Source organism: Bacillus sp. FSL R5-0593, assembly GCF_038603755.1.
Taxonomy (GTDB): domain Bacteria; phylum Bacillota; class Bacilli; order Bacillales; family Bacillaceae; genus Bacillus; species Bacillus velezensis.
Genome location: NZ_CP152011.1, coordinates 697580 through 723317 on the forward strand (window position 1 = coordinate 697580; position 25738 = coordinate 723317).

At 48.8% G+C, this 25738-nt stretch carries 22 protein-coding genes; 18 read left to right on the top strand and 4 right to left on the bottom strand.

Annotation, left to right across the window (positions count from 1 at the left end):
• Positions 1-31: 31 nt before the first annotated feature.
• From purC to purD, 9 genes are all read left to right on the top strand, one after another.
• Positions 32-751, top strand: coding sequence for a phosphoribosylaminoimidazolesuccinocarboxamide synthase (purC, locus tag NYE36_RS03465; RefSeq protein WP_025284370.1), 720 nt, complete (start codon positions 32-34; stop codon positions 749-751).
• Positions 751-1005, top strand: coding sequence for a phosphoribosylformylglycinamidine synthase subunit PurS (purS, locus tag NYE36_RS03470; RefSeq protein ID WP_003155758.1), 255 nt, complete (start codon positions 751-753; stop codon positions 1003-1005). Before purC ends, purS begins: the two co-directional genes overlap by 1 nt.
• Entirely contained in the window at positions 1002-1685 is a 684-nt protein-coding gene (gene purQ / locus NYE36_RS03475; protein ID WP_007408898.1) for a phosphoribosylformylglycinamidine synthase subunit PurQ, read from the top strand. The genes purS and purQ overlap by 4 nt, the downstream gene beginning before the upstream one ends.
• Entirely contained in the window at positions 1669-3897 is a 2229-nt protein-coding gene (gene purL, locus NYE36_RS03480) for a phosphoribosylformylglycinamidine synthase subunit PurL (RefSeq protein WP_069007123.1), read from the top strand. The genes purQ and purL overlap by 17 nt, the downstream gene beginning before the upstream one ends.
• On the top strand, positions 3873-5303 hold the full coding sequence (gene purF / locus NYE36_RS03485; RefSeq protein ID WP_069007124.1) for an amidophosphoribosyltransferase: 1431 nt from the start codon (positions 3873-3875) through the stop codon (positions 5301-5303). Before purL ends, purF begins: the two co-directional genes overlap by 25 nt.
• A 91-nt stretch (positions 5304-5394) precedes the next feature.
• On the top strand, positions 5395-6435 hold the full coding sequence (purM, locus tag NYE36_RS03490) for a phosphoribosylformylglycinamidine cyclo-ligase (protein WP_015239317.1): 1041 nt from the start codon (positions 5395-5397) through the stop codon (positions 6433-6435).
• Positions 6432-7019, top strand: a complete 588-nt coding sequence (gene purN / locus NYE36_RS03495; RefSeq protein WP_012116999.1) for a phosphoribosylglycinamide formyltransferase — start codon at positions 6432-6434, stop codon at positions 7017-7019. The genes purM and purN overlap by 4 nt, the downstream gene beginning before the upstream one ends.
• Positions 7016-8554, top strand: a complete 1539-nt coding sequence (gene purH, locus NYE36_RS03500; RefSeq protein WP_342496878.1) for a bifunctional phosphoribosylaminoimidazolecarboxamide formyltransferase/IMP cyclohydrolase — start codon at positions 7016-7018, stop codon at positions 8552-8554. Before purN ends, purH begins: the two co-directional genes overlap by 4 nt.
• Before the next feature lie 15 nt (positions 8555-8569).
• Positions 8570-9838 (top strand): phosphoribosylamine--glycine ligase, encoded by a 1269-nt coding sequence (gene purD / locus NYE36_RS03505; RefSeq protein ID WP_265451270.1) that lies wholly within the window; start codon positions 8570-8572, stop codon positions 9836-9838.
• A 169-nt stretch (positions 9839-10007) separates the two neighbouring features.
• Here purD and NYE36_RS03510 read toward each other — a convergent pair whose 3' ends face one another.
• Complete coding sequence (locus NYE36_RS03510) at positions 10008-10238, bottom strand: DUF2892 domain-containing protein (RefSeq protein WP_017419030.1); 231 nt, start codon at positions 10236-10238, stop codon at positions 10008-10010.
• A 121-nt stretch (positions 10239-10359) separates the two neighbouring features.
• Here NYE36_RS03510 and NYE36_RS03515 point away from each other — a divergent pair, with 121 nt between their 5' ends.
• Genes NYE36_RS03515 through NYE36_RS03525 form a run of 3 tightly spaced genes read left to right on the top strand, consistent with a single transcriptional unit; the run spans position 10360 to position 13436 of the window.
• Positions 10360-12102, top strand: coding sequence for an adenine deaminase (locus NYE36_RS03515; RefSeq protein ID WP_113766636.1), 1743 nt, complete (start codon positions 10360-10362; stop codon positions 12100-12102).
• 24 nt (positions 12103-12126) lie between these two features.
• Positions 12127-13122 carry a DUF3048 domain-containing protein gene (locus NYE36_RS03520; RefSeq protein ID WP_265451269.1) on the top strand — a complete coding sequence of 332 codons (996 nt, stop codon included), beginning with the start codon at positions 12127-12129 and terminating at the stop codon, positions 13120-13122.
• 2 nt (positions 13123-13124) lie between these two features.
• Positions 13125-13436: a YerC/YecD family TrpR-related protein gene (locus NYE36_RS03525; protein ID WP_003155745.1), complete on the top strand. Its 312-nt coding sequence runs from the start codon at positions 13125-13127 to the stop codon at positions 13434-13436.
• A gap of 35 nt (positions 13437-13471) precedes the next feature.
• Here the strand turns inward: NYE36_RS03525 and NYE36_RS03530 are convergent, their stop codons facing one another.
• Entirely contained in the window at positions 13472-15046 is a 1575-nt protein-coding gene (locus NYE36_RS03530; RefSeq protein WP_015239320.1) for an FMN-binding glutamate synthase family protein, read from the bottom strand.
• A gap of 195 nt (positions 15047-15241) precedes the next feature.
• Here NYE36_RS03530 and NYE36_RS03535 point away from each other — a divergent pair, with 195 nt between their 5' ends.
• The 5 genes from NYE36_RS03535 to NYE36_RS03555 all read left to right on the top strand — a co-directional run bounded on the left by NYE36_RS03535 (position 15242) and on the right by NYE36_RS03555 (position 22684).
• Positions 15242-15931 (top strand): heptaprenylglyceryl phosphate synthase, encoded by a 690-nt coding sequence (locus tag NYE36_RS03535; protein WP_025284376.1) that lies wholly within the window; start codon positions 15242-15244, stop codon positions 15929-15931.
• A 57-nt stretch (positions 15932-15988) separates the two neighbouring features.
• A complete protein-coding gene (pcrA, locus tag NYE36_RS03540) occupies positions 15989-18208 on the top strand; it encodes a DNA helicase PcrA (RefSeq protein WP_007408910.1) in 2220 nt (739 codons plus the stop codon).
• Between the two features lie 24 nt (positions 18209-18232).
• Complete coding sequence (gene ligA / locus NYE36_RS03545; protein WP_032867576.1) at positions 18233-20239, top strand: NAD-dependent DNA ligase LigA; 2007 nt, start codon at positions 18233-18235, stop codon at positions 20237-20239.
• A 15-nt stretch (positions 20240-20254) separates the two neighbouring features.
• Entirely contained in the window at positions 20255-21451 is a 1197-nt protein-coding gene (locus NYE36_RS03550; RefSeq protein WP_007408912.1) for a CamS family sex pheromone protein, read from the top strand.
• 237 nt (positions 21452-21688) lie between these two features.
• Positions 21689-22684: a phosphotransferase enzyme family protein gene (locus tag NYE36_RS03555; RefSeq protein WP_082999067.1), complete on the top strand. Its 996-nt coding sequence runs from the start codon at positions 21689-21691 to the stop codon at positions 22682-22684.
• A 36-nt stretch (positions 22685-22720) separates the two neighbouring features.
• Here NYE36_RS03555 and NYE36_RS03560 read toward each other — a convergent pair whose 3' ends face one another.
• Entirely contained in the window at positions 22721-23413 is a 693-nt protein-coding gene (locus NYE36_RS03560) for an MgtC/SapB family protein (RefSeq protein WP_003155735.1), read from the bottom strand.
• A gap of 120 nt (positions 23414-23533) precedes the next feature.
• A complete protein-coding gene (putP, locus tag NYE36_RS03565; RefSeq protein WP_015239324.1) occupies positions 23534-25012 on the bottom strand; it encodes a sodium/proline symporter PutP in 1479 nt (492 codons plus the stop codon).
• Between the two features lie 421 nt (positions 25013-25433).
• Here putP and gatC point away from each other — a divergent pair, with 421 nt between their 5' ends.
• Positions 25434-25724: an Asp-tRNA(Asn)/Glu-tRNA(Gln) amidotransferase subunit GatC gene (gatC, locus tag NYE36_RS03570; protein ID WP_003155732.1), complete on the top strand. Its 291-nt coding sequence runs from the start codon at positions 25434-25436 to the stop codon at positions 25722-25724.
• Positions 25725-25738: the final 14 nt, after the last annotated feature.

Genomic DNA, 25738 nt, shown 5'->3' on the forward strand with positions numbered 1-25738 from the left:
TATTCCCAACATTCGGGTTAGGAGGCCTTCCGTGAATATTGTGAACAATAATCTTCTTTATGAAGGAAAAGCGAAACGGATTTATCAAACTGAAGACGAACAGATTCTCCGCGTGGTCTACAAGGATTCCGCAACAGCCTTTAACGGTGAGAAAAAAGCGGAGATCAGCGGAAAGGGCCGTCTGAACAATGAAATTTCAAGCCTGATTTTCAAACATCTGCACGCCGAAGGAATTGACAACCACTTTGTGGAGCGTGTTTCAGAATCAGAGCAGCTTATCAAAAAAGTGAGCATCATTCCGCTTGAAGTCGTGGTCAGAAACGTTGCCGCCGGAAGCATGTCGAAACGTCTCGGCATCCCGGAAGGAACTAAGCTTCCGCAGCCGATTATCGAATTTTACTATAAAGATGACGCACTGGGCGATCCGCTCATCACAGAAGATCATATCTGGCTTTTAAAAGCGGCGGCTCCTGAGCAGGTGGAAACGATCAAATCGATTACAAAACAGGTGAATCAAGAGCTGCAGCATATTTTTGAAGACTGCGGCGTCAGATTAATAGATTTTAAGCTGGAATTCGGCTTAGACGCAGAGGGACGGGTTCTTTTAGCGGATGAAATTTCTCCTGACACGTGCCGTCTGTGGGACAAAGACACAAACGAAAAGCTCGATAAAGATTTGTTCAGACGGAACCTGGGAAGCTTAACCGACGCATATGAAGAGATTTTCAAAAGACTGGGAGGCATTTCATAATGTATAAAGTGAAAGTTTATGTCAGCTTAAAAGAAAGTGTGCTCGATCCTCAAGGAAGCGCGGTGCAGCATGCATTGCACAGTATGACCTACAATGAAGTGCAGGATGTGCGCATCGGAAAATACATGGAGCTGACGATTGAAAAATCTGACCGCGATCTTGACGCGCTCGTGAAAGAAATGTGTGAAAAGCTTCTTGCCAATACAGTCATTGAAGACTACCGATATGAAGTTGAGGAGGTTGTCGCACAGTGAAATTTGCGGTGATTGTGTTACCCGGCTCCAACTGTGATATTGATATGTTCCACGCCGTAAAAGACGAACTCGGCGAAGAAGTCGAGTATGTCTGGCACGAGGAAACAAGCCTTGACGGATTTGACGGCGTGCTCATCCCCGGCGGGTTTTCATACGGCGACTACTTGAGATGCGGCGCCATCGCCAGATTCGCAAACATCATGCCGGCCGTGAAAAAAGCGGCTGCCGAAGGAAAACCGGTTCTCGGCGTCTGCAACGGATTCCAGATTCTGCAGGAGCTCGGACTTCTGCCCGGCGCGATGAGACGCAACAAAGATTTAAAGTTCATCTGCCGACCGGTTGAATTAATCGTGCAGAACGGCGGCACGTTATTCACATCTTCCTATGAAAAAGGACAATCGATTACGATTCCGGTTGCCCACGGCGAAGGCAATTTCTACTGTGATGACGAAACGCTTGAAAGATTAAAAGAAAACAATCAAATCGCCTTCACATACGGCGGCGATATTAACGGAAGCGTCAGCGGCATTGCCGGCGTCGTGAATGAGAAAGGCAACGTATTAGGCATGATGCCTCACCCTGAGCGCGCAGTCGATGAACTGCTCGGCAGCGCAGACGGTCTTACATTGTTCCGGTCTATCGTGAAAAATTGGAGGGAAACTCATGTCGCTACTGCTTGAACCAAGTAAAGAACAAATAAAAGAAGAGAAACTCTATCAGCAAATGGGTGTCAGTGATGACGAGTTCGCACTCATTGAATCTATTATCGGAAGATTGCCGAACTACACGGAAATCGGGATTTTTTCCGTCATGTGGTCAGAGCACTGCAGCTATAAAAACTCAAAACCGGTTTTACGTAAATTCCCGACTAGCGGCGAACGCGTGCTGCAGGGTCCCGGAGAAGGCGCGGGAATCGTTGACATCGGTGACAATCAGGCGGTCGTGTTCAAAATTGAATCTCATAACCATCCGTCAGCGATTGAGCCATACCAAGGTGCTGCGACGGGAGTGGGCGGCATCATCCGTGACGTTTTCTCAATGGGCGCCCGTCCGATAGCTGTATTAAACTCTCTTCGATTTGGTGAGCTCACTTCACCTCGTGTGAAGTACTTGTTTGAAGAAGTAGTGGCGGGAATCGCGGGATACGGAAACTGTATCGGAATTCCGACGGTCGGCGGAGAAGTGCAGTTTGACGCAAGCTATGAGGGCAATCCGCTTGTCAATGCAATGTGCGTCGGCTTAATTGATCATAAAGATATTAAAAAAGGCCAGGCGAAAGGTGTCGGCAACACGGTCATGTACGTCGGCGCTAAAACGGGCCGCGACGGCATACACGGCGCTACTTTCGCATCGGAAGAAATGTCAGATTCATCTGAAGAAAAACGTTCCGCGGTGCAGGTCGGCGATCCTTTCATGGAAAAACTTCTCTTGGAAGCATGCCTTGAAGTCATCCAATGCGACGCCTTAGTCGGCATTCAGGATATGGGGGCGGCCGGTCTGACAAGTTCGAGTGCTGAAATGGCAAGCAAAGCCGGCTCAGGCATTGAAATGAACCTTGATCTCATTCCACAGCGGGAAACAGGTATGACCGCTTACGAAATGATGCTTTCTGAGTCTCAGGAACGCATGCTTCTCGTCATTGAACGCGGACGTGAACAGGAAATTGTCGATATTTTTGATAAATATGATCTTGAAGCGGTTTCCGTAGGTCATGTTACGGATGATAAAATGCTCCGCCTCCGCCATAACGGAGAGGTTGTTTGCGAGCTTCCGGTCGACGCGCTGGCGGAAGAAGCACCTGTATACCACAAGCCGTCAGCAGAACCCGCGTACTACCGCGAGTTTCAGGAAACGGAAGTTCCCGCGCCTGAAGTAAAAGATGCGACAGAGACGCTTTTTGCCCTGCTGCAGCAGCCGACAATCGCCAGCAAAGAGTGGGTGTACGATCAATATGACTACATGGTGCGCACAAATACGGTGGTCGCTCCGGGCTCTGACGCGGGAGTGCTCAGAATCCGCGGCACGAAAAAAGCGCTGGCGATGACGACGGATTGTAACGCCCGTTATTTATATCTTGATCCAGAAGAAGGCGGAAAAATCGCCGTTGCCGAAGCGGCGCGCAACATCGTATGCTCCGGCGCCGAACCGCTTGCGGTCACGGATAATCTGAATTTCGGAAACCCGGAAAAACCTGAAATTTTCTGGCAGATCGAAAAAGCGGCCGACGGCATCAGCGAGGCGTGCAATGTTCTCAGCACACCCGTCATCGGCGGAAACGTATCACTTTATAATGAATCGAACGGAACGGCGATCTACCCGACGCCTGTTATCGGCATGGTCGGCTTAATTGAAGATACCGCTCATATTACGACACAGCATTTCAAACAAGCGGGGGATCTTGTATACGTGATCGGCGAAACAAAACCTGAGTTTGCCGGAAGCGAACTGCAAAAAATGACAGAAGGCCGCATTTACGGCAAAGCGCCGCAAATCGATCTTGATATAGAGCTGTCACGCCAAAAAGCATTGCTTGACGCGATTAAAAAAGGCTTCGTTCAATCAGCGCATGACGTATCAGAAGGCGGCTTAGGCGTAGCGATTGCAGAAAGCGTCATGACGACGGAAAACCTTGGCGCCAACGTGACTGTAGAAGGGGAAGCGGCATTATTATTCTCTGAATCTCAATCCCGCTTCGTCGTTTCGGTGAAAAAAGAACACCAAGCGGCGTTTGAAGCGGCTGCGGCCGATGCGGTTCATATCGGCGAGGTAACGGCTGACGGACTTCTGGCGATTCAAAACCAGGACGGACAACAATTGGTTCACGCGCAAACGAAAGAACTTGAGCGCGCGTGGAAAGGAGCTATTCCATGCTTGCTGAAATCAAAGGCCTGAATGAAGAATGCGGTGTGTTTGGCATCTGGGGACATGAAGAAGCTCCGCAGATCACGTATTACGGCCTGCACAGCCTCCAGCACAGGGGACAGGAAGGCGCGGGAATTGTCGCAACTGACGGTGAAAAACTGACGGCGCATAAAGGACAGGGGCTTATTACCGAGGTTTTTCAAAACGGCGAACTGAGCAAAGTGAAGGGAAAAGGCGCGATCGGGCACGTCCGTTATGCGACGGCTGGCGGAGGCGGATATGAAAATGTTCAGCCGCTCCTGTTCCGTTCGCAAAACAACGGCAGCCTCGCGCTCGCCCATAACGGCAACTTGGTCAACGCCACACAGTTGAAGCAGCAGCTTGAAAACCAAGGGAGCATCTTTCAGACTTCCTCCGATACGGAGGTGCTGGCTCATCTGATTAAACGCAGCGGACACTTTTCGCTGAAGGATCAAATCAAAAATTCGCTGTCCATGCTGAAAGGCGCTTATGCCTTTTTAATCATGACTGAAACAGAAATGATCGTAGCGCTTGACCCGAACGGACTCAGACCGCTGTCAATCGGCATGTTGGGTGATGCTTACGTCGTCGCTTCAGAAACGTGCGCATTCGATGTGGTCGGTGCGACATACCTTCGCGAGGTAGAGCCGGGCGAAATGCTGATCATCAATGATGAAGGCATGAAATCAGAGCGTTTCTCCATGAATATCAACCGTTCCATCTGCAGCATGGAGTACATTTATTTCTCAAGACCTGACAGCAATATCGACGGCATTAACGTGCACAGCGCCCGGAAAAACCTCGGAAAAATGCTTGCCCAGGAGTCCGCGGTTGAAGCGGATGTCGTCACAGGCGTGCCGGATTCCAGTATTTCTGCAGCCATCGGCTATGCCGAGGCAACGGGCATCCCGTACGAACTCGGTCTCATTAAAAATCGTTATGTCGGCAGAACGTTTATCCAGCCGTCACAGGCTCTCCGTGAGCAAGGTGTCAGAATGAAGCTGTCCGCCGTCCGCGGTGTTGTCGAAGGAAAACGGGTCGTCATGGTTGATGATTCCATCGTGCGCGGGACGACAAGCCGCCGGATTGTCACAATGCTCAGAGAAGCGGGAGCGACAGAGGTGCACGTCAAGATCAGTTCACCGCCGATCGCTCATCCGTGCTTCTACGGCATCGACACATCAACCCATGAGGAGCTGATCGCTTCCTCTCATTCTGTGGAAGAAATCCGCCAGATCATCGGTGCTGACACGCTTTCTTTCTTAAGTGTAGACGGATTGTTAAAAGGAGTCGGCCGAAAATTTGAAGACACCAATTGCGGACAATGCCTCGCTTGTTTTACGGGCAAATATCCGACGGAAATTTATCAGGATACAGTGCTTCCTCACGTAAAAGAAGCGGTGCTGACAAAATAAAATGTGAAAATGACATAAAGGCAGCGGGAATTCAGGCTGCCTTTCTCTTTCTGCCTTTTAAGGAGAAACGAATTGACAAGGAGTGATAGGGATGTCTGATGCTTATAAAAATGCCGGAGTTGACATCGAAGCCGGATACGAAGCCGTCAAACGAATGAAAAAACACGTGGAGCGCACGAAAAGGCTCGGCGTTATGGGAAGCCTGGGCGGTTTTGGCGGAATGTTTGATCTGTCAGAGCTTCCGTATCAAAAGCCTGTTTTAATTTCCGGAACAGACGGTGTCGGCACCAAATTGAAACTCGCATTTTCAATGGATAAGCATGACACGATCGGCGTCGATGCGGTCGCGATGTGTGTAAACGATGTGCTTGCCCAAGGAGCGGAGCCGCTGTTTTTCCTTGATTATTTGGCGGTCGGCAAGGCTGATCCGGTGAAAATTGAGCAGATCGTTCAGGGCGTGGCGGACGGATGCGAGCAGTCAGGATCAGCGCTTATCGGCGGTGAGACGGCGGAAATGCCGGGGCTGTATACGGCTGATGAATACGATATTGCGGGCTTTTCAGTCGGCGTCGCGGAAAAAGACGAAATCGTCACCGGTGAACATATTGAAGAGGGGCATCTCTTAATCGGACTTACTTCAAGCGGCCTTCACAGCAACGGATTTTCCCTAGTGAGAAAAGTGCTTCTTGATGACGGCGGACTTGATTTGGATACTGTCTATGAACCGTTTGCGCGTCCTCTCGGAGAAGAATTGCTGGAACCGACGAGAATATATGTGAAGCCGGTGCTCAAGGCGGTGAAAAGCGGTAAGGTGGACGGCATGGCGCATGTGACAGGCGGAGGATTCATCGAGAACATCCCGCGGATGCTGCCGGACGGATTGAGCGCGGAAATTGATCACGGATCATGGCCGATCCCGCCGATTTTTCCGTTTCTGCAGGAGCACGGCAAGCTGAAAGAAGAAGAAATGTTCAATGTCTTTAATATGGGCATCGGTTTTGTCCTTGCCGTTAAAGAAGAGGACTTGACAGACGTTATCGACACGCTTGAAGCTCAGGGCGAGAAGGCTTATTTGATCGGCCGGGTCAAGCGGGGCGAAGGCATTTCTTTCGGCGGTGCGGCTCTTTCATGAAAAAGTTTGCGGTATTTGCTTCAGGAAACGGATCGAACTTCGAGGCCATTGCCAAACGCATGAGAGAAGAGAAGTGGGATGCGGAGCTCTCGCTTCTCGTGACGGATAAGCCTCAGGCAAAGGCGGTGGAAAGGGCGGAGGCTTTACACATTCCGTCATTCGCCTTTGAACCGTCATCTTTTGAAAACAAAGCGGCCTTTGAACGGGCCGTTATTGAACAGCTGCGCCTGCACGGGGCGGAATTAATCGTTCTCGCCGGCTATATGAGACTGATTGGAGATACGCTGCTTGAAGCATACGGGGGCCGCATTATTAATATACATCCCTCGCTTCTTCCGGCATTCCCCGGGATTGACGCTGTCGGACAGGCGTATCGGGCCGGTGTGAAAGTGGCGGGCATTACCGTTCATTACGTCGACGAAGGCATGGACACCGGACCGATTATCGCGCAAAAAGCATTCGAAATACAGGAAAACGATACGCTTGAAAACATAGAGCATACAATACACGAGCTTGAGCACAAATGGTATCCGAGCGTTGTGAAACAGCTGCTGGGACTAAATAACAGAGGTGAAAAGGCATGACAATCAAACGCGCACTAATCAGTGTTTCTGATAAAACAAATCTCGTACCTTTCGTAAAGGAACTGACAGAGCTCGGCGTCGTAGTCATTTCGACCGGAGGAACAAAAAAACTTCTTCAGGAAAACGGTGTGGATGTCATCGGCATTTCAGAAGTGACCGGATTTCCTGAAATTATGGACGGACGGTTAAAAACGCTCCATCCTAATATTCACGGCGGACTGCTTGCCGTAAGAGACAATGAAGAGCATATGGCGCAGATCAATGAGCATGGCATTGCCCCCATTGACCTTGTGGTCGTCAACCTTTACCCGTTTAAAGAAACGATTTCGAAAGAAGACGTAACATACGATGAAGCGATAGAAAACATTGATATCGGCGGTCCCGGCATGCTGCGCGCCGCATCGAAAAACCATCAGGATGTGACGGTCATCACAGATCCGGCCGATTACAGCTCCGTGCTCAATGAGATTAAAGAACACGGCGGCGTTTCGCTTAAAAGAAAACGCGAGCTTGCGGCCAAAGTATTCCGCCATACCGCGGCATACGACGCATTAATCGCTGATTACTTAACACGCGAGGCCGGTGAGAAAGACCCTGAGCAATTCACCGTTACATTTGAGAAAAAACAATCGCTCCGCTATGGTGAAAACCCTCACCAAGAGGCTGTTTTCTATCAAAGCGCACTTCCCGTCTCCGGTTCCATCGCGGCGGCAAAACAGCTTCACGGCAAAGAGCTTTCTTACAACAATATTAAGGACGCAGATGCGGCCGTTCAAATCGTCCGGGAATTTACAGAACCCGCAGCTGTTGCCGTTAAACATATGAACCCGTGCGGAGTCGGTACGGGAGCTTCAATTGAGGAAGCATTCAATAAAGCGTATGAAGCTGATAAAACCTCCATTTTCGGCGGCATCATCGCGCTGAACCGTGAAGTTGATCAGGCAACGGCTGAAGCCCTTCACGGCATCTTTTTAGAAATCATTATCGCCCCTTCTTTCAGTGAAGAAGCGCTGAACGTACTGACGGCGAAGAAAAACCTTCGTCTGCTCACGCTTGAAGTGTCCGCATCAGGGAAGAAAGAAAAACAGCTGACATCCGTACAGGGCGGTCTTTTGATTCAAGATTTAGACGTCCATGGATTTGATGACGCCGACATCAGCATCCCGACAAAAAGAGAGCCGAGCGAGCAGGAATGGGAAGATTTGAAGCTGGCTTGGAAAGTCGTCAAACATGTGAAATCCAACGCGATCGTTCTTGCAAAAGACCATATGACGGTCGGTGTGGGAGCGGGACAGATGAATCGCGTCGGTTCAGCTAAAATCGCCATTGAGCAGGCCGGAGAAAAAGCAAAAGGCAGCGCGCTCGGATCAGACGCGTTTTTCCCGATGCCGGATACAGTCGAAGAAGCCGCAAAAGCGGGCGTCACGGCGATTATCCAGCCAGGCGGATCGGTCCGCGATGAAGATTCGATTAAAAAAGCGGATGAATACGGGATCGCCATGGTATTCACCGGCATCAGACATTTCAAACATTAAGAGGGGGAACGAAGCGTGAATGTATTGATTATCGGAAAAGGCGGCAGAGAGCATACATTGGCTTGGAAAGCGGCGCAAAGCCCGCTTGTTGACACGGTGTACGCCGCGCCCGGAAATGACGGTATGGCAGACTGCGCGACGCTGGTCAACATTGAAGAAAGCGATCATGCCGCACTCATTGCGTTTGCGAAAGAACATCATGTCGGGCTGACGATTATCGGCCCCGAAGTTCCTCTGATTGAAGGGATAGCGGACGAGTTTGAAAAAGCCGGACTGCTTGTTTTCGGACCGTCTGAAAAAGCGGCTATCATTGAAGGAAGCAAACAGTTTGCCAAGGATTTAATGAAAAAATACGGCATTCCGACGGCGGAGTATGAGACGTTTACTTCATTTGAAGAGGCGAAAGCATATGTGCAGCAAAAAGGTGCGCCGATTGTCATTAAAGCGGACGGGCTTGCCGCCGGAAAAGGTGTCACGGTCGCGATGACGGAAGAAGAAGCGATTGAATGCCTGCATGATTTTCTTGAGGATGAGAAATTCGGGGAGGCGAGCGCATCTGTGGTCATTGAAGAGTTCCTCGCCGGCGAAGAATTTTCTTTAATGGCGTTTGTAAAAGGGGAGACCGTCTATCCGATGGTAATCGCTCAAGATCATAAACGCGCCTTCGATGGGGATAAAGGGCCGAATACGGGCGGAATGGGAGCCTACTCACCAGTGCCGCACATTTCCGATGATATCGTCAGAAGCGCAGTCGAAACGATTGTGAAGCCGGCGGCAAAAGCAATGGTCAAAGAGGGGCGCTCCTTCACGGGCGTGCTGTACGCGGGGCTGATTCTGACGGAAAACGGATCAAAAGTCATTGAATTCAACGCGCGCTTCGGAGATCCGGAAACACAGGTTGTCGTGCCGAGAATGGAATCTGACCTCATTCAGGTGCTCTTAGATCTTCTGCATGAGAAGGATGTTGACCTAAGGTGGAAGGATACGGCCGCCGTCAGCGTTGTGCTGGCTTCCGAAGGCTATCCGGAAGGCTATGCGAAAGGCACTCCGATCGGCAGTTTGACGTCCGCTGAAGATGGGATCGCCGTTTTTCATGCCGGAACGAAAAAAGACGGCGGACAATTTGTTACAAACGGCGGCCGGGTCGCCAATGTCACGGCATTTGCTGAGACATTTGAAACGGCGAGAGATAAAGTGTACAGCGCCGTTTCAGGGCTGACAAAACCCGGACTGTTTTACAGAAGCGACATCGGCGCCCGTGCGCTGAAAGCATCGCAGCGATAAAGAGGAAACCCCCGCGTCATATAAGATGCGGGTTTTCTTCTGAAAAGACGACCTAGACTGTCGGCTTGCCGTGTGACACGCAGTCATCGATGAAGTCCTCCGGCGTATAGAAGGATTCTTCTCAGACTCGCGGGACAGGAGAAATTAAATAACAAGCCGAAACGGCTTGTTATTTTTCTTGCTGATGGCTGTCATCCTGATTCATTCCGGTTTGGAACATATATGTCACCGGACAGAAGCGGAGGATGCCGGATGCCGCTTTCATCGCGCCCATCATCATACAGAAGAGATGCATCTTGCACCAAGGTTTTCTCGTGTATTTCGCTGAAGCAGCAGACAAAATGGTGAGGCCGCAAGTGATGCGCATAACGGCATTTAATAAACTGATATTCGGTTTCATCATTTCAGCTCCCTTAGAAAAAGTTTTTCATCCATCTTCAATAATTTGTAACGTTTTAGCCGTGCGATAATTGTGCGGATGTGATACGATGGGTCTAATATAAGCGAAGGAGAGTATGTGAATGTCCGAACGTACCTTTAACTGGAAAAATAAAGACATCAGATCACAGGCGGATGTTGTAGACTCAAAGCTGCTTCCAACGCTACTTTTACGGGATGCTCTCGTATTAAATCCTTTTTTAAAACAATGGCTGAAAAAGAATGTCTGGATTTACGGAGATCGAATTGTATATGTTGGTCATGAGCTTCCTGATGCAGCAGAGCACATTCATACCATAAATTGTGAAGGAAAATACATTGTGCCAGGTTACATTGAACCGCATACACATCCTTTTCAAATATATAATCCCCAAACGCTCGCCGAATATGTGTCTCAATTCGGAACAACGACGTTTGTTAATGATAACTTGTTTTTTCTTTTGCACAGCGGTAAAAAGAAAGCGCTTACTATATTGGAGGAACTGAAAAAACAGCCGGTGCAATATTTCTGGTGGTCCAGATATGATCTGCAGACTGAAGTGCTGAATGAGGATCAGCTTCTTTCTTTTGATGTCCGAAAGCAATGGATTGAGCACCCGGATGTCATTCAAGGCGGAGAATTGACCGGATGGCCGCGCCTCATGGACGGCGATGACCTGATGCTTCATTGCATGCAGGCGACAAAGAAACTGCGCAAGCGGATAGAAGGGCATTTTCCCGGAGCCTCTGAAAAAACACTGACGAAGATGAAGCTGTTCGGAGCTGATTCCGACCACGAGGCGATGGATGGCGGCGAGGTGATGAGACGGCTTGAATTGGGCTACTATGTTTCGCTCAGACATTCATCCATCCGCCCTGATTTGAGAACGATTTTGCAGGATCTTCATCAAAAAGGCTTCCGGCATTATGATCATTTCTTCTACACGACGGATGGAGCGACGCCGCATTTTTATAAAGGCGGCATGACGAATGAATTAATCAAAATCGCTTTGGAGGAAGGAGTTCCGGCGATCGATGCCTACAATATGGCCTCCTTTAATATCGCGAAGTATTATCAGATGGACGACTATCTCGGTGTGGTCGGTCCGGGACGGCTTGCTTCATTGAACATTCTCGATGACCCGATGAATCCGGACCCGGTCACGGTGATCTCCAAAGGCATCCTGCTGAGGGAAGACGGCCGAAATATGAATGCGTTTACAGAAACGGATTGGAAAAAGGGCGGTCTTGTCCCTCTTGAGCTTTCATATGATATGACGATGGATGATTTACAGTTTTCAATGCCGATGGGTGTGACGATGCGCAACGCGGTCATTATGGAGCCGTATATGATTGCGATTGATAATTCTGTTGACCAGCTTTCTTTTGATCATGATGAATGCTATCTCACGCTTCTCGATAAGCATGGAAAATGGCGGGTCAATACAATGCTGAAAGGTTTTGCCGATCGGGTGCAGGGCTTTGTCAGTTCCTACACGACAACCGGAGATATTATCGCTGCCGGAAAAAATAAAGAAGATATCCTGCTCGCTTTCTCACGGATGAAAGAAATCGGCGGCGGAATCGTGCTTGCCGAAAACGGGAAGATTCTGCATGAGATTCCCCTCGCCTTAAACGGTTCTGCATCTGCGGAGAAGTATGAAGAAGTGCTTGAGAAAGAGCAAAAACTGAGGACGTTGCTGGAGGAGCGGGGCTACCGATTCTGCGATCCGATCTATACGCTGCTCTTTTTGCAGAGCACACACCTGCCTTATATCCGCATTACGCCGAGAGGAATATTCGACGTGATGAAAAAAACTGTACTCTTTCCATCGATAATGCGTTAAAATATAAAAGCAGGGAGCCGACATATGAAAAGATGGAAAACCGTTTGTATGCTTTGTTTTGCGTTTTTGCTGCTTGCCGCCTGCCGGCAGAACAATGCCGATCAGGTGCAGCCGAAAGAAGCGGAAGCTCCTTTAACGGGGCTGAAAACTGAGCAGAAGCTTGCAGAACGCCGTCCGATTGCAGTCGCAGTGAACAATCATCCGAAGGCGAGGCCCCAATCCGGGCTGTCAAAGGCGGATGTTGTCATCGAAGCGCTCGCGGAGGGCCGGATTACACGGTTTCTCGCGATTTTTCAAAGTGAGATGCCGGAAACGGTCGGGCCTGTGCGGAGCGCGAGGGAATATTTTGTCACGCTCAGCAGCGGGTTTAACAGCATATTTGTCCATCATGGCTGGAGTCCCGGCGCAAAAAAGCAGCTGGAGTCCGGAGCTTACGATTATATAAACGGTTTGGATTTTGACGGAAGCCTGTTTTGGAGAGCCGATTTCAGCAAGCCGCCCCACAATTCCTACACGTCGTATGACAATATCAGGAAGGCGGCGGAACAAAAAGGATACAAGCTGAACGGAAAAACAGAACCGCTCCCATTTCAGACATCAGATGCAAAACCAGGAAATGAAACCTACAATATTCGGATAGATTATGGAACACAAAACATTACAAATCTTGTCGAATACGATTATGATAAAAAAGCTGATGCTTATACAAGAAGCTCTGATGGTGTGAAAGCGACAGACCGGGAGACCGGAAAGCCTTTAGCCATGCGCAACATTTTTATTGTTGAAGCCGGCCATCGCATGACAGACAAAGATGGAAGGCGGGCCATCGATATTCAGTCAGGGGGGAAGGGCCTCCTGCTTCAGCACGGCGATGTTATAGAGTCAGACTGGGAATATAAAGACGGCCGTATTCTGCCCGTAAAAGGCGGTGAGATTCTTCCGTTTGTGCCAGGAAAGACATGGATTAATATCGTGCCTGATCTCGATGCAGCTTCCATTAGTAAAGGAGAAGGTGTTTGACGATGCAAATCGATAAATTACGCGGAAAAGAACTGGACCAGTTATTTTTATCTATTTTATCGCTGAAAGATCTGGAGGAATGCTATCGTTTCTTTGACGATCTTTGTACGATTAATGAAATCCAATCGCTGGCGCAGCGTTTGGAAGTGGCGAGAATGCTCCGCGAAGGGAATACGTATCACAAAATTGAAAGCGAAACGGGTGCTTCCACAGCGACGATTTCCCGGGTGAAGAGATGCTTAAATTACGGTAACGACGCCTATGAAATGGCGCTTGACCGCGTAAACAAAGGAGAATCCTCCTCAGCTACGTAAAAAACCGCTCTGCCGATGACGGCAGGCGGTTTTTTTTATGCGTGCTGATTCAAAAGGCCGGGAAGTTCCCTCAGGCTTCCGTCTTCCTCCCGGTATACGATGTGTTCAGCTGAAAAATGAATCGGTGAGCTGATGCCCGCCGCCGCGGCGAGGTGAAACAGCCCTTCACGCAACGAGAGCACGTAGTTGCAGACGCGGTGCTGTTTATCTTCGATACTGAGCGCGCGCTGAAGTTTTGGATCGGTTGTCGCCACTCCGACAGGACAATGATTGGTGTGGCATACTTGAGCGCGAATACAGCCGACCGAAAACATCATTCCCCGGGCAATATTGACAAAATCCGCGCCTAACGCGAGGGCAACGGCAATCTTATCCGGAGTGAGCAGCTTTCCGGATGCGAAAATTTTCAGCTTATCTCTTATCCCGTATGTCTTCAAAAGGCCGTCAACAAGGGGGAGGCCGGTCAGAATCGGCAGGCCGACGGAATCCGCCAGCTCATGGAAAGAAGCTCCCGTTCCCCCTTCACTGCCGTCAATCGTAATAAAGTCGGGAAGTTTGCCTGATGAACTCATACAGGAAATAAGGTCTTCAAGGTCTTTGCGGCTGCCCGGGACAATTTTGATGCCGACCGGTTTTTCACCGACAGTCCTTAATTTCTCAATGAAATCAAGCATGTCCGGAACATTTGAGAACTCGTTGAAGCGATTTGGGCTGTCAATGGATTGTCCGGGCTGCACATTTCTGATGGCGGCAATTTCTTCGGTCACCTTTGAACCGTCAATATGCCCGCCTCTTGCTTTCGCCCCTTGCGCAAGCTTTAATTCAAAGGCTTTAATCTGCTCGAGGCGGCTTTTTTTCTTAAATTCTTCCCATGAAAATTCTCCATCTTCAGTGCGCACGCCGAACAGCCCGGGGCCGATTTGGCAGATAATATCCGCGCCGCCTTTCAAGTGATACTCAGACAGGCCGCCTTCGCCTGTATTCATCCATGTGCCGCCGGCCTGGTGCAGCCCTTTTGACAGGGCGGTGATTGCCCGGTCGCCAAGTGAGCCGTAGCTCATCGCTGATTGTCCGATTAACCCTTTCACATAAAACGGCTTCTTGCATGTATCGCGGCCAATCACTTGAACATCGTCCGGATGCAGGTAATAAGGGTCCGCTTTTGCCTTTTCGCGGTGTTCGCTGCGTTTCAGCAGGTTGTCTTTGTCAATCTTGTATACCATCGTGTCGATCTTCGGCGTCTGATCTGCGCGCAGCTCCTCCCTTTGTTTCGGGAAGAGGGCGTTACGGATATAATAGCCCGGCTGATCGAAATCCCGTTCTGAGCCGAAGCCCATCATTCTGCTCTTATACTTTCCCGACATGACCGTCTGTTCATATTCTCTCCGGGAAAACGGCTGTTCTTCGTTATCATTGCTGAATAAATACTGCCGCAGCTCAGGTCCGATTTTTTCAAATATATAGCGCAGTTTTCCCGCTACGGGATAATTGCGCAGCACTGAATGTTCTTCCTGCTTTTCGTCTCTTATGTATATCCAGAGAAACAATGCGGCGGGAACCAAAATAATAAAAATCAATATACAAATCAGTACGATAATGGCTTGTTCCATTGAGATCAGACTCCTTGTCTTTTTTCTCTTTGACATTCCACATATTGTCTGTTTTCAAACATAGCCGTTTCCCGTCCGGCGGAGCGCAATCTTTTTTTGTGAATCAGGTGAATGACGTCTTTTTCCGTTTTTCCGGGCCAAACGAATTTGTTATAATGTTTAAATGGCAAGAAACGAATGGAGGAACGAAAACGCATGTACGATGTTAACGAGTGGAAGCATGTTTTTAAACTCGATCCGAATAAAGATTTACCGGATGAACAGCTGGAACAGCTTTGTGAATCAGGGACTGACGCCATTGTGATCGGAGGAAGCGACAATATCACCGAGGACAATGTGCTGAGACTGATGTCAAAGGTGCGGCGGTTTTTAGTGCCGTGCGTACTTGAGGTGTCGACGATTGATTCCATTGTGCCCGGGTTTGATCTTTATTTCATTCCGAGTGTGCTCAACAGCAAAAAGGCGGACTGGATTGTCGGCATGCATCATCAGGCGATGAAAGAATACGGAGAGCTCATGTCAATGGAGGAAATCGTGACGGAGGGCTACTGCATCGTCAACCCTGATTGTAAGGCGGCCGCTTTGACGGAGGCGGATACACATATAGAAACAGAAGATATTCTCGCCTATGCGCGGGTCGCGGAGCATTTGCTTCATCTCCCGATTTTTTATCTGGAATACAGCGGGATGCTGGCGGACATAGAAACGGTGGAGAAAACGAAGGCTGTGCTGGACAAGTCCGTCCTGTTTTACGGAGGCGGCATTAAGGACGCGGAAACGGCGGAACGGTTCGGCCGTCATGCCGATGTCATCGTTGTCGGAAATGCCGTATATGAAGATTTTGATCAGGCGCTTAAAACGGTGGCGGCTGTAAAGACAAAGTAGCCAAGCGGACGAAATTGATTTATGATAGAACATATGTTTGATAGGCGGTGAACGGATATGAATTACATTAGCAATCAATTATTAAGCGGATTAAATCCCGTTCAGCAGGAAGCGGTCAAGACGACGGACGGTCCGCTGCTTCTGATGGCGGGCGCGGGAAGCGGAAAAACACGTGTGCTGACGCACAGAATCGCATACTTAATGGCGGAAAAACACGTGGCGCCATGGAACATTCTGGCGATTACATTTACAAATAAAGCCGCCAGAGAAATGAAGGAGCGGGTAGAGAGCATTCTCGGACCCGGGGCGGATGAAATCTGGATATCCACCTTCCACAGCATGTGCGTGCGGATTCTGCGCAGGGACATTGACAGAATCGGCATCAACCGAAATTTCTCCATTCTTGATACGGCTGATCAGCTTTCCGTTATTAAAGGGATTCTGAAAGAGCGGAATATCGATCCGAAAAAGTTTGATCCGAGAAGTATTTTAGGGTCCATCAGCAGCGCAAAAAACGAGCTGATCGAACCTGAGGAATTCGCAAAAACGGCCGGCGGCTACTACGATCAGGTCACGAGTGACGTGTATACCGATTATCAGAAAAAACTGCTGAAAAACCAATCGCTTGATTTTGATGATTTAATCATGACGACGATTAAGCTTTTCGAGCGTGTGCCGGAAGTGCTTGAGTTTTATCAGCGCAAATTCCAGTACATTCACGTAGACGAGTATCAGGATACGAACAGGGCGCAATACCTGCTTGTGAAGCAGCTTGCGGCCCGTCTTGAAAATATCTGCGTCGTCGGTGACTCCGACCAGTCCATTTACAGATGGCGCGGGGCGGATATCGCGAATATCCTTTCCTTTGAAAAAGATTATCCGAGCGCAAACGTGATTCTGCTCGAGCAAAACTACCGCTCAACAAAGCGGATTCTGCAGGCGGCTAACGAAGTGATCAAAAACAACTCAAACCGCAAGCCGAAAAACCTGTGGACGGAAAATGACGAAGGCATCAAGCTTTCTTATTACAGCGGCGACAATGAATTCGGCGAAGGCCAATTCGTCGCGGGCAAAATTTACGAGCTGCACAGCTCGGGCCGGCGGAAGCTTTCCGATATCGCGATTTTATACCGGACAAACGCCCAGTCGCGCGTCATTGAGGAAACCCTTTTAAAATCCGGACTGAACTACAATATCGTCGGCGGAACCAAGTTCTACGACAGGAAAGAAATTAAAGACATTCTCGCATACCTGCGCCTTGTGTCAAACCCGGACGACGACATCAGTTTTACGCGGATCGTCAATGTGCCGAAGCGGGGCGTCGGCGCCACTTCGCTAGAAAAAATCGCTTCATATGCGGCGATGAACGGAATGTCAATGTTCCAGGCGATCAAACAGGTTGATTTCATCGGCGTCAGCGCGAAAGCGGCAAACGCGCTTGACGGCTTTGGCGCGATGATTGAAAATCTGACGAACATGCAGGATTACCTGTCCATTACGGAACTCACGGAAGAAATTCTCGAGAAAACGGAATACAGAGAAATGCTGAAGGCCGAAAAATCAATCGAAGCCCAAAGCCGTCTTGAAAATATCGACGAGTTTCTTTCCGTGACGAAAAACTTCGAACAAAAAAGCGAAGACAAGTCTCTCGTCGCGTTTCTGACTGATTTGGCGCTGATTGCGGATATTGACCAGCTCGACCAGAAGGAAGAGGAATCAGGCGGAAAGGATGCCGTCACTTTAATGACACTGCACGCCGCTAAGGGGCTTGAATTTCCTGTCGTGTTCTTAATGGGCATGGAAGAAGGCGTGTTCCCGCACAGCCGCTCCCTGATGGAAGAAGCCGAGATGGAAGAAGAACGCAGGCTCGCATATGTAGGCATTACGAGGGCGGAAGAAGAACTGTATTTAACGAATGCCAAAATGCGCACCTTATTCGGCCGCACCAATATGAATCCGGAATCCCGCTTTATCAGGGAAATACCTGGCGATTTATTGGAGAACCTAAATGAGAAGAAAACACCTCGCATGCAGCCGGGAAGAAAAGTGCAGCCAAAACGCGGGCCCGTATCCCGTCCCGTTTCCTATGCGAACAAAACAGGCGGCGACTCGCTCAGCTGGGCGGTCGGCGATAAAGCGGGCCATAAAAAATGGGGCACCGGAACGGTTGTCAGCGTAAAAGGAGAAGGCGAAAGCACCGAGCTTGATATCGCATTCCCGAGCCCAGTCGGCGTGAAGCGTCTGCTTGCCGCTTTTGCGCCGATTGAAAAGCAGTAACCTGAAGAGGAAAGGAAGAACATGATGGACAAAGAAACAGCGAAACACCGGGCAGAAGAATTGCGCCGCACCATCGATCAGTACAGTTATGAATATTACACCTTAGATGAACCGAGCGTGCCGGATTCCGAGTACGACAGACTGATGCAGGAGCTGATTGCCATAGAGGAAGAGCACCCGGAACTCAGAACGCCTGATTCGCCCACACAGCGGGTCGGGGGAGCGGTGCTTGAATCGTTTCAAAAGGTGCAGCACGGCACGCCGATGCTCAGTCTCGGCAACGCATTTAACGATGATGATCTCCGCGATTTTGACCGCCGCGTCCGTCAGGCTGTCGGTGACGGCGTCGCTTATAATGTGGAGCTGAAAATAGACGGTCTTGCTGTTTCTCTCCGTTATGAAGACGGCTATTTCGTCAGAGGCGCGACAAGAGGAGACGGAACGACGGGCGAAGATATCACGGAAAACTTAAAAACGATCCGCAACATTCCGCTGAAAATGAAACGGAATCTTTCCATAGAAGTGCGCGGAGAGGCGTACATGCCGAAACAGTCATTTGAAGCGCTCAATGAAGAAAGGCTGAAACATGAAGAGGAGCCGTTCGCAAATCCCCGGAACGCGGCTGCGGGCTCACTCAGACAGCTCGATCCGAAAATTGCAGCGAAACGAAATCTTGACATCTTCGTCTACAGTATAGCGGAGCTTGACGAGATGGGTGTGGAAACACAGAGTCAGGGCCTGAATTTTCTGGATGAGCTCGGTTTTAAAACAAACCAGGAACGGAAAAAATGCGCCACGATAGATGAAGTCATTGAAATGATCGAAGAGCTGCAGGCGAAGCGGGCCGATCTCCCGTATGAAATTGACGGAATCGTCATCAAAGTCGATTCGCTCGACCAGCAGGAAGAGCTCGGGTATACGGCAAAAAGCCCGCGCTGGGCGATTGCTTATAAATTCCCGGCGGAAGAGGTCGTGACAAAACTGCTCGATATCGAACTGAATGTCGGAAGAACGGGCGTCATTACGCCGACCGCCGTTCTGGAACCGGTAAAAGTCGCGGGAACGACGGTCTCAAGAGCATCCCTTCATAACGAAGATTTAATTAAAGAGAAGGATATCCGCATTCTCGATAAAGTGGTCGTCAAAAAAGCGGGCGACATCATCCCTGAGGTCGTCAATGTCTTAATCGAACAGCGGACCGGGGAAGAAAAAGAATTCAATATGCCGACCAGCTGCCCTGAGTGCGAAAGCGAACTTGTCCGCATTGAAGGAGAAGTCGCGCTGCGCTGCATCAATCCGGAATGTCCGGCGCAGATCAGAGAAGGCCTGATTCACTTTGTCTCACGCAACGCGATGAATATTGACGGACTCGGAGAACGTGTCATCACACAGCTTTTCCGTGAACATCTCGTCCGTAATGTCGCTGATTTGTATAAGCTGACGAAAGAGCAGGTCATCCGGCTTGAGCGGATGGGGGAAAAATCAACTGACAATCTGATCAGCTCCATCCAAAAGTCGAAAGAGAATTCGCTGGAGCGCCTGCTGTTCGGTCTCGGCATCCGTTTTATCGGCTCAAAAGCGGCCAAAACACTCGCCATGCATTTTGAAAGCCTGGAAAATCTGAAACAAGCTACGGAAGAAGAGCTGCTTGCGGTGGATGAAATCGGCGAAAAGATGGCCGATGCCGTTATCACCTATTTCCGCAAAGAAGAAATGCTTGAGCTATTGAATGAACTTGAGGAACTCGGTGTGAACACACTCTACAAAGGCCCGAAAAAAGTAAAAGCGGAGGACAGCGACTCTTATTTTGCCGGCAAAACCATCGTGTTAACCGGAAAGCTTGAAGAGCTGTCCAGAAATGAAGCCAAGGCGCAGATTGAAGCGCTCGGCGGAAAGCTGACGGGATCTGTCAGCAAAAAAACAGACTTGCTGATTGCCGGAGAAGCGGCCGGAAGCAAGCTGACAAAAGCGCAGGAATTAAATATTGAAGTATGGAATGAAGCACAGCTATTGGGAGAGCTAAAGAAATAAGAGGAGTGTTTTCTATTGAAAAAGATGTTGGCATTGGCGGCGACGGCAACGGCGGCAGTACTCATGCTGTCGGCCTGTTCGCCGAGTTTCGGGGGGAACAAAGAGGAAGAGATCACGCAGAAAACGGCAAAGTCTTCTGAAAAAGCGATCATACCGAAATATAATATCTCTGATTCCTACTATAAAATGGTGCTTCCGTTTAAGGCCGGAAAAGCGCGCGGCCTGACTGCGGACCGGCTGAACACGAGGCTGGACATCGATGAATTCGAGACGGGTCTGATGCGGCTCGCTCAAGACACGTTCCCGACGGATGACTATTTGTATCAGGAAGGCCAGTATTTAGATGAGGACACGGTACTCAGCTGGCTTGACCGCAAAAAAGAAGGCAGTGATCTGAAAAAGGCGAAAAAGGCAGATTCCAATTTTCAGAATCTCGGCTTAAATCCCGTGCTGCCAAGCTCGGGATCGGCAAAAGAGAAAAATGAAAACAGCCCGATTTACTTAGCGTCCATGCTTGAGCAGGATTACTTAGTAAGAAAAGATAAAAATTCCATCCAGCTTGGCGGTATCATGATCGGTCTCGCTCTCAACTCTGTATACTATTACCGTGAAAACACAGGTGATCCGCAGCAGGAAGTGGAGCTAAGTGACAAAACGATCCGCAGCCACGGTGAAGAAATCGCCCAGGAAGTCGTTAACCGCCTTCGGAAAATGGATAACCTGAAAAATGTGCCGATTACCGTCGCCCTTTATAAACAAGCGCCGAAAACATCAATCGTACCGGGGAATTACATTGCAAAAACAGAAGTCAAAGCCGGCTCATCCACCATTTCAAACTGGGATGATGTCAAAGAAAAGTACGTCTTCTATCCGGCGGATACAGACACGGCAAAGAAATACCCTGATGATTCTGAAGTATTTAAACGCTTCAAAAACGCCATCGACAGCTACTTCCCGAATTACACCGGAGTCGTCGGAACGGCAATGTACGAAAACGATGAAATGAGAAAAATGAAGATTGAAATCCCGATGCAATTTTACGGGAAAAGCGAAGTCATCGCCTTCACCCAATACTTAACAGGTGAGCTGATGGATTATTATTCAAAAGGCTCAGTTGATGTCGAAATTAACATTACCTCGTCTGACGGGCAGGAAGCGCTGATCGTCCGCAATGCGGGTGACAAAGAACCGACCGTCCATATTTACGATTAACCAAGATGCCCTTGTTCATTTCTGTATGAGCAAGGGTTTTTTTTATTGTGATATCGTTGGAGCGAGGAAATGAGGTATGTTAAGATATTTGTATAATCAGGAATTAACAGGAAAACACATTTCATTCTAAGCGGATGTTACTAATCTGCTGTGAAAGAAGAAGGGCAGGAATGTTGATGAATGACATTTGCTGAGTACACACACCGCCTACAAACGTTATGAAAAGGGTGAATCAGCATGCATAAAGATATTAAAGCGATTTTTGAGGAAGATAAGGTGCTCGCTGAAGCAGGTGAAATATACGGCTTTACCAAGTTTCAATTTATTGCGGACGCCGAGAACTACGTATATGAAATTGTGAAAGATAACGAACCTTATATTTTAAAAATTACGCATACGATCAGAAGAACACCGGAATATATTCTCGGAGAAATGGAATGGCTTCATCATCTGGCAAAGGGAGGGCTTTCAGCAGCAAAGCCGATTCCTTCATTAAATGGCAAAGATGTCGAAGAAGTGCCGGATGGAAAAGGCGGAGCGTTTTTAGTAAGAGTCTATGAAAAAGCGCCCGGACGCAAAGTGGAGGAATCAGACTGGAACGGAACTCTGTTTTACGAGCTTGGAAAGTACACGGGGAACATGCACCGGCTGACGAAAAGCTACCGTCTGAGCGATCCGACATATAAAAGGCAGGAATGGGATGAAGAGGAGCAGCTGAAGCTGAGAAAATACGTGCCCGCAGATCAGCATCTCGTATTTGAGCGGGCGGATGCTCTAATGGAAAAACTGCGCCGTTTGCCGAAGAACCCTGAAAACTATGGCCTTGTGCACGCCGATCTGCACCACGGCAATTTCAATTGGGACAACGGAAAAATCACTGCATTTGATTTTGATGATATCGGCTACAATTGGTTTGTGAATGATATCAGTATTCTGCTGTACAACATGTTGTGGTATCCGGTCATCCCGTATGAAGACAAGGCCGCGTTTACGGGTGAATTCATGACTCACTTTATGAAAGGCTATAGGGAAGAAAATGACCTTGACCCCGCATGGTTTGAACACATCCCGGATTTCCTCCGGCTGCGCCATATGCTGATCTACGGATTATTGCATCAGGCGTTTGACCTCAATTCACTCGGGGACGAGGAACTTGAGATGCTGAAAACCTTCAGGCGCGATATCGAAAATGAAACCCCGATTACGGAGTATAACTTTTCTGCATTCGTATAAATAGAAAAACGCCGGCTGAATCCAGCCCGGCGTTTTTTATAACGTATCACACTTCACTCCGACGACACCTTGAATTTCTTTAATATCATAATAGACGTCAGTAGTGTAGCGGTTTTTATGAACACTGACTTTCACTTCCATAATCGGAAATTCTTTTTCGCCCAGATCATCAATCCGGACGGAGTGAATGCGGAGCTGTTTGCTTTTCATTTCCTTTAAAATCTCGGTCATTTTGTCTTTATCTGAAAGAGACATTCTCACGCGGATATCTTTTTCCTTCAAGCGGTTGGGACCGATTTTTCTGATCAGCCACGGAAGAAATTCGACGCTGATCAGGATAAACAAGAGGCTTGCGAACGCCTCTTTATAAAAGCCGGCGCCTGTAGCCAGACCGAGCCCGGCTGCGCCCCAGATGATGGCCGATGTCGTCAGGCCGGATATGACGTCATTGCTTTTACGCAGGATCACGCCCGCGCCGATAAAACCGACGCCGGAAATGATTTGGGCGGGAAGGCGGAGCGGATCCATCATGATTCGGTAATATTTTGGGAAATGATATGCCGCATTAATGCTGACGATCGTCAGCATACAGGAGCTGACGGCGATGACGATACAGGTTTTCAGTCCGAGCGGTTTGTTTTTCAGCTCGCGTTCAAGACCGATGATCATGCCGATCAGCGTGGCAATGCCCAGCTTTAATAAAATGTCTGGTTCGATAGGCCAGCTCAATTTGCACAGCACCTCCGCAATTTTTCTTATAATAAATTGATATGATTTTCTCACAGTATTTATAGCAGGACAAGTGCGGAAGAAAAAAGCCGTCAGGGATAAAATCTGACGGCTTTTTGTCTATTTCTTGTTTTTCAAAAGAGCTTCCATCCGGCTGAACAGCTGATAAGAAGCATCGGCCGGTTTTTTGGTCAGCAGGCTGACGGCAATACCGGCAATCAGACTGAGGAAGAACCCCGGAATGATTTCGTATACGCCGGTTGAAGCGGCAAGCCCTGTCGTAATCCAGATTAAAACGGCCGCGGCCCCGGTAATCATCGCCGCAAGCGCTCCCCATTCATTCATCCGTTTCCAGTACAGACTGAGCAAGAGCGCCGGGCCGATAGCCGAACCGAAGCCTGCCCACGCATATCCGACCAGATCAAGAATGGTGCTGTTCGGATTCATGGAAAGCAAAATGGCGATAACGGCCACGATCAATACCGACAGGCGTCCGGTCATGACCAATTCTTTATCGCTCGCTTCCCGTCTGAAAAAGGCGCGGTATAAATCTTCCGTAATGGCGCTTGCCGTTACGAGAAGCTGTGAGGAAATGGAACTCATGATCGCCGCTAAAATCGCGGACAGCAAGAAGCCCGTAATCAGCGGATGGAACAAGATTTTAGAAAAAATAATGAAAATCGTTTCCGGATCTTTTACGGAGACTCCGAAGTGATGAGAATACGCAACCCCGATAATCCCGGTAAGCAATGAACCGACAACTGAAATAACCATCCAGCTCATCCCGATTCTGCGGGCGGGTTTTAAATCTTTCACTTCTTTAATCGCCATAAATCGTACGATGATATGAGGCTGGCCGTAATAGCCGAGTCCCCATGCCAAATAAGAAATAATGCTAATGACGCTCGCGCCTTTAAAGATATCCAATAGTTTCGGGTTAACGGCGTTGATCGAATCAATCGTCGTTGAAACGCTCCCGAGCTGGGTAAAAGCAACGATCGGCACAAGCACTAATGCCGCAAACATGATCGCTCCCTGTACAAAGTCAGTCAGACTGACAGCGAGGAAACCGCCAAACAGCGTGTAAAGCACAACAACACTGGCCGTTAAAAACAAACCGAATTTGTAGTCGGCGCCGAATGCCGATTCAAATAACCTGCCTCCGGATACCATCCCGGACGATGTGTACAGTGTGAAAAAGATCATAATAATCACGGCGGAAACAATTTTCAGCAATGATGACGAGTGGCGGAACCGTTTATCGAAAAAATCGGGAATCGTAATCGCATCATCCGCAACTTCCGTGTAAGCGCGCAGCCTCGGAGCAAGCAGCAGATAATTTGAATACGCGCCGATCGTCAAACCGAGCGCCAGCCATAAGGTCGATAACCCCGTTGCGAACATTGCGCCGGGAACTCCCATCAGCATCCATGCGCTCATATCGGCCGCACCTGCGGACAGCGCCGTTACGAACGGGCCGAGTCCTCTTCCGCCCAGCATGTAATCATTAATATTCGTTGTCTTCCTGAATGCGTACCAGCCGATTAACAGCATGGCAGCAAAGTAAATGCCAAGAGATATAATTAGTTCAATACTCACGTTTTTGGACCCTCTCTTCTTTCATGTAAATGTTGCATCACCTCTGTAGATTAGTAGTGCCGGAATATGCGCCGGCGATCCAGCCTTTAGTCGTCATTCCATGCGGATCGCATGATTTAGTGCTGGCTATGGTTACTAAACCTAACAAAGTATCCCCGATCAATCAACTCTCGAAACCTGGCCCGCTCAAGGAAAAAATCCCCGCCAACATAGAACAGCTTAGAGATGAAAACGCTACCAATAAATTATAAAAGTAAAAATTTTCTGACATATAATTCGTTTCTCTTTCTCCCCGATTTAGGATAAAATAGAGAGGGTTTCATCATGCCTCAGAAGGCGGCGTTTTGTTGCTTTAGAGGGCTCGTTTTTGATATGATCAGTATTATATGACGAAACGGAGAATTATGCGGAGGTGGATCTTATGTCACGAATTTCTATAGAAGAAGTAAAGCATGTCGCTCATTTGGCGAGACTCGCCATTACGGATGAAGAAGCTGAAATGTTCACAGAACAGCTTGACAGCATCATCTCGTTTGCCGAGGAGCTTAATGAAGTGGACACGGATAACGTGGAACCGACAACACACGTGCTGAAAATGAAAAACGTAATGAGAGAAGATGAAGCGGGTAAAGGCCTTCCGGTCGAGGATGTCATGAAAAATGCTCCCGATCATAAAGACGGCTATGTCCGTGTGCCATCTATTCTGGATTAAAGGAGGGAGACAGT

What these genes read in the sequence shown, in the direction of transcription:
- purL (WP_069007123.1), top strand. Translation starts at nt 1,669, where the DNA reads ATGTCGCTACTGCTTGAACCAAGTAAAGAACAAATAAAAGAAGAGAAA.
- NYE36_RS03520 (WP_265451269.1), top strand. Translation starts at nt 12,127, where the DNA reads ATGAAAAGATGGAAAACCGTTTGTATGCTTTGTTTTGCGTTTTTGCTG.
- NYE36_RS03510 (WP_017419030.1), bottom strand. Translation starts at nt 10,238, where the DNA reads ATGAAACCGAATATCAGTTTATTAAATGCCGTTATGCGCATCACTTGC.
- NYE36_RS03555 (WP_082999067.1), top strand. Translation starts at nt 21,689, where the DNA reads ATGCATAAAGATATTAAAGCGATTTTTGAGGAAGATAAGGTGCTCGCT.
- purN (WP_012116999.1), top strand. Translation starts at nt 6,432, where the DNA reads ATGAAAAAGTTTGCGGTATTTGCTTCAGGAAACGGATCGAACTTCGAG.
- purM (WP_015239317.1), top strand. Translation starts at nt 5,395, where the DNA reads ATGTCTGATGCTTATAAAAATGCCGGAGTTGACATCGAAGCCGGATAC.
- purS (WP_003155758.1), top strand. Translation starts at nt 751, where the DNA reads ATGTATAAAGTGAAAGTTTATGTCAGCTTAAAAGAAAGTGTGCTCGAT.
- NYE36_RS03535 (WP_025284376.1), top strand. Translation starts at nt 15,242, where the DNA reads ATGTACGATGTTAACGAGTGGAAGCATGTTTTTAAACTCGATCCGAAT.
- NYE36_RS03525 (WP_003155745.1), top strand. Translation starts at nt 13,125, where the DNA reads ATGCAAATCGATAAATTACGCGGAAAAGAACTGGACCAGTTATTTTTA.
- NYE36_RS03515 (WP_113766636.1), top strand. Translation starts at nt 10,360, where the DNA reads ATGTCCGAACGTACCTTTAACTGGAAAAATAAAGACATCAGATCACAG.
- NYE36_RS03530 (WP_015239320.1), bottom strand. Translation starts at nt 15,046, where the DNA reads ATGGAACAAGCCATTATCGTACTGATTTGTATATTGATTTTTATTATT.
- purF (WP_069007124.1), top strand. Translation starts at nt 3,873, where the DNA reads ATGCTTGCTGAAATCAAAGGCCTGAATGAAGAATGCGGTGTGTTTGGC.
- pcrA (WP_007408910.1), top strand. Translation starts at nt 15,989, where the DNA reads ATGAATTACATTAGCAATCAATTATTAAGCGGATTAAATCCCGTTCAG.
- ligA (WP_032867576.1), top strand. Translation starts at nt 18,233, where the DNA reads ATGGACAAAGAAACAGCGAAACACCGGGCAGAAGAATTGCGCCGCACC.
- purH (WP_342496878.1), top strand. Translation starts at nt 7,016, where the DNA reads ATGACAATCAAACGCGCACTAATCAGTGTTTCTGATAAAACAAATCTC.
- gatC (WP_003155732.1), top strand. Translation starts at nt 25,434, where the DNA reads ATGTCACGAATTTCTATAGAAGAAGTAAAGCATGTCGCTCATTTGGCG.